The sequence below is a fragment of the Nostoc sp. 'Peltigera membranacea cyanobiont' 232 genome, from assembly GCF_002245985.1.
Classification (GTDB): domain Bacteria; phylum Cyanobacteriota; class Cyanobacteriia; order Cyanobacteriales; family Nostocaceae; genus Nostoc.
In genome coordinates, this window is sequence record NZ_NOLK01000005.1 from 109,983 (window position 1) to 117,777 (window position 7,795).

A 7,795-nucleotide genomic window follows, 5' to 3' on the forward strand; every position below is an offset into this window, starting at 1 on the left:
GGCTCCACTTCCTTTACTCGTGGCAGTAGTTTAAAACTTCGTTTCCAGCCCGTGGCTGGAAACGAAGTTTTAAAGTGGTTTTAGCTTCAATATGACACCAGTGACATCTATGCCCCTACTGCCAATTGCTGTAAACCTTTAGAAGTTGAAAGTTGTTCTCAGCGTCCCAATGATTGCATCATCGTTGTTGCCAGCAATTTGACCAGGATTTGTTAACCAAATTACCCCAGGGGTGATCGAGATGTTGTCGGTTACGCGATACTTATAAAAACCTTCAAAGTGGTACGGCTTATCACCAGCATTACCTCCAACATAAGGTTCAACACCTGCGAAAAGTCCTAAAACGTTGCCCTTCTTACCGAAGTCTGGCAGAGCTAACCCGGCTCCATAACTCCAAACTTGACCATTATCATTAGCACCAAGTCCTGTGATGTCGCTGTAAACTGCAAAGCCACTAATCGACAGTTTGTCACTCGGTTTGAAAGCAGCCTCAAGACCGTAGGAATTACTGATATATGGATTGCCAGCACCGACAAAGTTAGCTTGTGCAGTACCGACTACACCAGTTGTTGTACTCGCAGAGCCTGCATCGAATAAAACAGTACCACCATTATGATAACCGTGGACGTAGGTAGCAGCTAAGGTGAAGCGATCGCCTACTTTTAAGTTCAACTGTCCTAAAGCAGCATAGTTACCCTCTAATAAACCCGTATTTATACCAGGGTTATTCGCTTGAGATGCCAAGTAGCCAAGGGTTAATGAAGGTTCAAAGCCACCGCCACCTTTACCAAAGGCTAAGTTAACACCGGCACCCGCACCGCCGCCAATCCGATATATTGGGCTTTCGGAGGCAAAAGTAGACAAAGCACCGTTACCGCCATCATAATCCTCAAAGTATGGGTTGACGGTAGGAACGTAATCGCTGTGAATACCTCCAGTAGCAGCTACGTAAACTTGGGAGTTGCCAAGAGGGAAGTAATAGGACAACCAGTCTATAAAAACACTGTTGTTGGTAGAAGGGGATAGGTTAAAGGTTTGAGTCCCTTCAAATGTGCCACCTGGTAAAGCCAATCCAACTGCATTACCAGTTGCAAGCCTAGTATGCAAGGTATCTTTACCTGTAAAGCTGGTTTGCAAATCTAAGCGCACCCTGTCTTGGAAAACAGTGTTGTTGTTGTCGTTGCTGCCAAAGTTATCTGTGACGGCAAAAATTGCTTCACCCACTAATTTTGTGGTAGTAGAAAACTGATGTGCTTCCAGTTCAGCTGTCCGTGCTTCTACGGCATCTACTCGACCACGCAGAGTTGCTAGTTCTGCCGAGAATTCCTCTTGCAAACGCTGGAGAGTAGCCAAATCCTCTTTTTTCACCAAGTCAGCAGTTGCAGTGGCAATCAGTTCATTAACCCGATCTAAACAAGCATTTAAACCTGCGGCAAATTCATAACGAGTCAATGCTCGGTTGCCTCGATAAGTGGAATTTGGGTATCCAGCAATACAACCGTAGCGTTCAACCAGGGATTGCAAAGCTTGGAACGCCCAGTCAGTCGGCTGTACATCAGAAAACTGAGAAACTGATGTGACTTGAGACAGCGAATTCTGATTCTTGCTTTCACTGCTGTAGCGGTTAATCTCTTCTAAAACCTGATTGTTATCAGTCTTTTGGGCAACCAATTGCTGATTAACTTTTGGTTGCTCTGTTTGAATAAATATTGAAGCATTAGAAGCTATTGGTGCTTCTGTCTGAGCAGCTTTTGCCTTTATATCTTCAGAAGAGTCTGCTACTTCAGCAGCCATAACTCTAGCGGAAACCAACACCGTCACTCCCAAAACTACTGGACTTAGTACCAGAGTTTTCCACAATAAATGAGACATTTTTTTATTTTCCTTTCCTAAAAAAGAACCGAGATCGGTGGGTTCAAGAAAAAGAGAACAGGCAGTTACTCTACTTGTTGAAAATTTTATCAGATTGCATGAAAGATACAACAGTTTTTTTTTTGCATGAACTACGGGTTTGGAGGCAGTTCTTGCAGGAGACAACTCTTTATATCTGATTTTGAGTCCTGCGTTTTGTACCTCACTTAAAAAGCAAACTGCTGTGTGGAGCGCAAGACTTTACGGATGAAGAATCGTAAAGTCTTGCTGATGCTTTATTGGCGATATTAAGAGCTTATGGCTAAATTTCGCTCAATTTTGCGCCATTTCTGGACTTTAGCTTCTTATTCTTAACTCTAATTTGCGGTAAATCCTTTTTATCTTTGTAGAAGTAACAGATTTCAACTAGAGTTGGCCATATTTCTAGAGAACCGTGAAATTGGCTAATGACATCATCGATAATTCTGGAAACGTTTTGCTGAAAAAAGTCAGGTTCAAACCCATAAAATACTCTCGATAAGTTCTCAGCAAACAATTGAAGTGACTGCTTACGTTCTTCATTCTGAGCAGACATTGAGGCTTTAACTACCTGAGTATGGATAGCAGAGATTTTTTCCAAGATTTCCTCAGAGTCTTGCAATGTAACCTCGCCAGAGTAATCAAACTTGATTCCCAGGTCATCAAGATGATAAACACTGCTCTTAATCTTCTTTTTCAGCAGACTACATATTTCCTCATTAAAGAGTTCGCTAGCGAGAGGATTACGCATATAGTTATTTCTAATATGGTTTTGGACAGCATCAACATGTGCAGCTGCAATACCCTCTTGCTGTATCCAAATTCTGTAGATATAGTCTTCAAACCTAAGCCGCGTGGGAAAAAATGGTGGTAAACCTAGCTGATTATCATATCCAGCAACTCCACAATCCATTCTCCAGTTTTTGTTAGTAATAACAGGCCGAAAATTAGTCAGAATATAAAAATCATTCAGGTCATTGGGACTGATTTGATTTTCATCATTGAGATACATGTGAATAAAGTCAAGTGTATCGATATCATTAGTTCCTGTGCGAAAAGTTTGGGCAATCTTGACGATGGCATTATTCAAGACTGTTCCTTGTTGTAAGACCAGGCTGTTTTCTCGAAAGTAGCCTTTAGTTGTGTTGGTTTCTAAATCCATTGCTGTATCAACAACCAATTCTCCAGCCTCAAAGTTTTCTGGTACTTGGCTAGCTTTTTTACCTAGAACATCACTAAAAGCCGTGAGTAAGTCAAAAGATTTATGGACATAGCCGCCTTGTTGGGTGGACTTGATTAATTTACCTCGACATATTTCATCGCCTGTTAAAGATTCTGGGCTAGTTTCAATTAATGCATCTGGTCGCATATCATCATCTGCGCTGACCATTAAATGACCAAGGGTATACATTAAGGTGAAGTTGCGATTCCCGCCGTAGCTAGGTCGGAATAAGTTTTTGACAAGTGATTCTAGCTTGCGATCGCGCAGTCTTTCATTTAAAAATGTAATAAATTCTTCTTTCTGCTGAGGGCCGACATAATACACATCATTGACTGTCTTCGTCTGCTCTAAAAGTGGGTAATATTTCTCGTGGTTGGCAATGCTGGAATCATCAAAAACGATAATTTTTACAGCATGACCATTTGCCCGGAAATTCTCATCATACTTTTCGATGGTCTGTGCTACATCTCTCAATCGATGAGTCGGAATAACAAATATCGTCTCTTTTGATTTCATAAAATATGTTTAGGGTTCTCAAATGAAGTTTGTACTTGTCAAACTCTGTTTAAAAGTTCTCAGGTTACTAATCACTGCATCACGATCGTCCAACTAAATTAAACTGATATATCACTACTGATTTCCAGCTTAATTTTACTATTTACTAACTGTTTCCAGAGTGCTTCCAGTTGACAGAAAGCTTCTTCTGGAGATAGTTTTCCAGCAGTCTCTAAATTAGTGATATAACCAACTCTTTGAGCAAATTCTTGGAGGTTGGCATTAAATACTAGGTTCTCTGGCTTAATTTGACCGTAATAGCGACTTCGAGGGTAGAAAAAGCTATTTTTATCTTGATAATTTGGTTGTGCCATTAATTTACTCGCGACCAATACCGATTAACGGTGATGTTGCTCTAAAACTTGGGGAGAATCTAACAATTCAGGAGTCACAATAGCTCAAACCTGATTTTTCAGATATTAGGTTGCTGATTACAGCGACTTGATATCATTCCGTTTGGCAATACTGTTTCACAGAGAGTAATAGAATTACGACCCTGAATATCGTTGTTTTTTGAAGCTTTGATTAAATTAGCGTGGCTAAGATTGGCATTTCTAAAATCCGTTCCTTCTAAGTTAGATGCTTCCAAGTTTGCCTTTTGTAAATCAGCATCAGCCAGTAATGTATTCTTGAGGATAGCTCCAGTTAGATCGGCTCCTTGCAGATTTGCATTCCGAATATCTGCCCACTCTAAATTTGCATACCGGAGATTAGCATTTTTGAGGTTAGCTCCCTGAAGATTTGCCGATCGCAAGTCACTTCTTTGTAAGTTTGCCCCTGCAAAGTCAACTCCCGATAAATTACAGCCAAAACATTTTCTGGTTTCTTGAAGCTGTTGAATTACATGATGTCGAAGCAAATCATTGCCTTGGGTAACTAAGGAGGGAGTAAGGAAAAATGCCATCGGAATCAAAGGTCGTAACAAGAAATTCATAAATACCAACTCCAATCTAAAAGTGAGGAATTAAAACTTATCTTTTTATGGCGATTTGGAAGGCTTCAGCAACAGGCCCTAAAACCAAAACGGGAAAAAATGTCAATGCTCCCAGAATCAAAATGGTGGCAGCAGTCACGCTAGTAAATAGTTGGGTATCTGTATTTAGGGTTGCGATTGAGATTGGTACGGGTTGCTTGCACGACAAGCTATCTGCTAGCAACAACAAAGCAATAATCGGAATAAACCGCCCCATCCAGAGGGTAAATGCTGTTGTCAGGTTCCACCACAAAGCAGTCGAGGCGGGTTGGGTATCTGCCAAGCCTTCAAAACCGGAACCGTTACCCGCCGCGGCCGATGCATACTCATAAATCACCTGGGTAAAACCATGAAAGCCAGGATTACTCATACCTGCAAGTTGATCGGGAAAAGCTAGGGTGATAGCACTGGGCAGCAAAATCAATAGTGGGTGAATCAGAATAATTACGCTTGCTAGGGTAATTTCCCGTTTTTCGATTTTTCGTCCCAAAAACTCTGGCGTTCGTCCCACGATTAAGCCAGTCAGGAATACTGCCAAAAACATATACACCACCAAAGAAGCGGCCCCAGTGCCCATCGCTCCCCAAATCACTTGCAAAAATAGGTTGAGCAAAGCACAAAATCCGCCCGATGGCATCAGCGAGTCGAACATACCATTAGCAGAACCAGTCATGGTTGCTGTTGTGGTAATGGCAAATAAGGCAGTTTCCGCCCAACCTAACCGGACTTCTTTACCCTCCAAATTGGGTTGCTGACTGCCCAACAGGGCATTTACGGCGGGATTGCCTTGATATTCTGCGATCGCAGTTACGCTAATTAAGACTACAAAAATGGCGAATACCATCCAAAACAGTAGGCGAGTCTGTTTTAAGTTACCGATGAATATCCCGTAGGTATGAAGTAATGCCGTGGGAATCAGTAACATTGCTACCACTTGCAGCAAATTTGTACCGCCATTGGGATTTTCAAAAGGATGAGCAGAGTTACCAGCAAAGAAGGCTCCGCCGTTTTCACCCAGCATTTTGATGCTTTCAAAGTGGGCAATGGGGCCACGAGCGATCGCTTGGGTTGCTCCCTCTAAGGTGGTAAAGTTTACTGGGCCAGCAAGGGTTTGAGGCACACCACCCAACATCAACAACACCGTACTAGCGATCGCCAAGGGTAGCAGTACTCGCGTAATTGAGCGAGTCAAATCCACATAAAAGTTACCCAAAGGTCTACCTGTTAAGCCGCGAATGAAGGCAATTCCCACTGCTAATCCGGTAGCAGGCGCAACAAACATCAAGAAACCCAATGCTGCGATCTGGCTCAGGTAAGACATTGTGGTTTCTGGCACATAATGTTGCAAATCGGCAGCAACTAAGAAAGAAATGGTGGTGTGCAGTGCTGTATCCCAAGTGGGCATCCCTAAATTGGTGGGGTTCAACGGTAGTAAACTCTGAAAGAGCAGCAGTAGTAATGCTAAAACTGCCATTGCTGTATTGCTGAATAAAAGAGCGATCGCATATTCTCTTCCAGTCATGCTCTTTTGCGGTTCAATACCGATGAGGAGATAAATTAAGCGCTCCAATGGGTTCATTACTGCATCAAGCCAGGTTCTTTCCATACAAAAGACTTTAGCTAAGTAGCGTCCTGCGATCGGTACTGACACCACAATTAAAAACAGGGTGAGGAAGATTTGCACAAAGCCTTGGATCATAATCGGGAAGCTTCACCATAGGTAGACTCACCTATTTAGGACTGTAGTCAGAGCAATTGAGCGCTTCTTTAGTTAGAGCAGTGGCAGGGTTGACTGCACACTTTAGATAAGAGTTTTTATGAAAAAATTTGCAGCTTCTACAGGGATGTTGTTGTACATGTTTGATGCTTACTATTTCGTTTTTATCTTGCGCCACATTTTCTGGAGGATCTTCTAGTGCTTTGCAGACAGACGAAACGAGATAAATGACAATTCCCCAAACAATCATGAAGGAAATGTGAGCTAAAAACACTGCTACAAAAGGAATATCTCCGCCCTGCGGTTTTGTGTCATGATGTGTTGTATTTGCCAGGTTTGCTTCAACCAGGGTAGATTGATGAACACTTTTTTGGGCGGATACATAAAGTTGGAAAAGCCCCAAACTATGCATGTTAAAAATCTTTAGTTATTTGACTCAGATTCAGTCAAGGTAATCTAAATTAAACGGGAGCATCCCAAATGTGCAAGTTTAATTTACATACGGAATTTTGACTTACCCCGGAGGATAAAAAATGAACCGCATACCCCTGCGGGGATCTTGCTACACGCAGCGTCTCGTTAGAGAAGGATACAAACAAAAGTTGTAATGTTAGCACCTAAATCTTTAATCATCTTTGGGTCAGGTGCACGATCAGAGAAAAAGTAAATGTTCATTTATCTAATAAATATATGGAATTGAAGTTGTTTGGTACATCTGAATCATCTGAATTAATCGCTTGGCTGACTGTTGGTCGAGCTTCCAGTAAGCAACTGTTAAGAGAATAGTAAACAGAATGAATTTTCTTAAGAGTGACTTTGAGAGCGGGAATCATCATCGGATGGGTTGCTATTGCTAAAATGTAGTCTCCAGCGAAAATAGAAGGGTTCTCTGTTGCTGAAAAGACTTGATTATCTCTTAATATTCCTAGAAAAGCGCATCGATCGGGTAATTGAATTTCAGTTAAATGAATGCCGAGATAAACACTATTAGTTTGGATTAAAACACCAAATAAGCTTGGCTCTAAATTTTTGTTAGTTTTGAACACAAAATACTTTTTTAACTCTAATATTATTGTGCATTATTTCATACAAGAAATATCTTTTTATAGATATATTTTACAGATATACAAAATGTATTAGAAAAGTTAAATATATGTTTACTGATTAGCTAAATAGGCATATATTTAGAGATATAGTCAGACTTAATTATTCGCGAACAAAGAAATACCCGACTCCTGAAAGAAATCGGGTATCAGAGGCTTAGATAATATATTCCACAAAGTAGAGATGCGTTACCCGGATTTCTCACCACACCTCTCAAAGCCCGTGCTTGTGCAGGGGAGCAGGGGAGCAGGGGAGCAGGGGAGCAGGGGAGCAGGGGAGCACGGGAGCACGGGAGCACGGGAGCACGGGAGAGTTCAAATACCAAGTTCTTTCC

7 protein-coding genes are annotated in these 7,795 nt (G+C 41.6%); all 7 read right to left on the bottom strand.

The genetic code is table 11. The features are described from left to right. Positions 1-138: 138 nt before the first annotated feature. The 7 genes from CDG79_RS03230 to CDG79_RS03260 all read right to left on the bottom strand — a co-directional run bounded on the left by CDG79_RS03230 (position 139) and on the right by CDG79_RS03260 (position 7,403). Positions 139-1,872, bottom strand: coding sequence for an iron uptake porin (locus CDG79_RS03230; RefSeq protein ID WP_094340641.1), 1,734 nt, complete (start codon positions 1,870-1,872; stop codon positions 139-141). A 301-nt stretch (positions 1,873-2,173) separates the two neighbouring features. Continuing rightward, entirely contained in the window at positions 2,174-3,628 is a 1,455-nt protein-coding gene (locus CDG79_RS03235) for a hypothetical protein (RefSeq protein ID WP_094340644.1), read from the bottom strand. Positions 3,629-3,726: 98 nt separating this feature from the next. Continuing rightward, positions 3,727-3,981, bottom strand: a complete 255-nt coding sequence (locus tag CDG79_RS03240) for a DUF7219 family protein (RefSeq protein ID WP_094327688.1) — start codon at positions 3,979-3,981, stop codon at positions 3,727-3,729. Positions 3,982-4,079: 98 nt separating this feature from the next. Next, entirely contained in the window at positions 4,080-4,601 is a 522-nt protein-coding gene (locus CDG79_RS03245) for a pentapeptide repeat-containing protein (RefSeq protein WP_094340646.1), read from the bottom strand. Positions 4,602-4,638: 37 nt separating this feature from the next. After that, positions 4,639-6,339 (bottom strand): potassium-transporting ATPase subunit KdpA, encoded by a 1,701-nt coding sequence (gene kdpA, locus CDG79_RS03250; RefSeq protein ID WP_094340649.1) that lies wholly within the window; start codon positions 6,337-6,339, stop codon positions 4,639-4,641. A 31-nt stretch (positions 6,340-6,370) separates the two neighbouring features. Beyond that, positions 6,371-6,769, bottom strand: coding sequence for a hypothetical protein (locus CDG79_RS03255; protein ID WP_094340652.1), 399 nt, complete (start codon positions 6,767-6,769; stop codon positions 6,371-6,373). Positions 6,770-7,028: 259 nt separating this feature from the next. Continuing rightward, on the bottom strand, positions 7,029-7,403 hold the full coding sequence (locus CDG79_RS03260; protein WP_223277995.1) for a TrkA C-terminal domain-containing protein: 375 nt from the start codon (positions 7,401-7,403) through the stop codon (positions 7,029-7,031). Positions 7,404-7,795 lie beyond the last annotated feature (392 nt).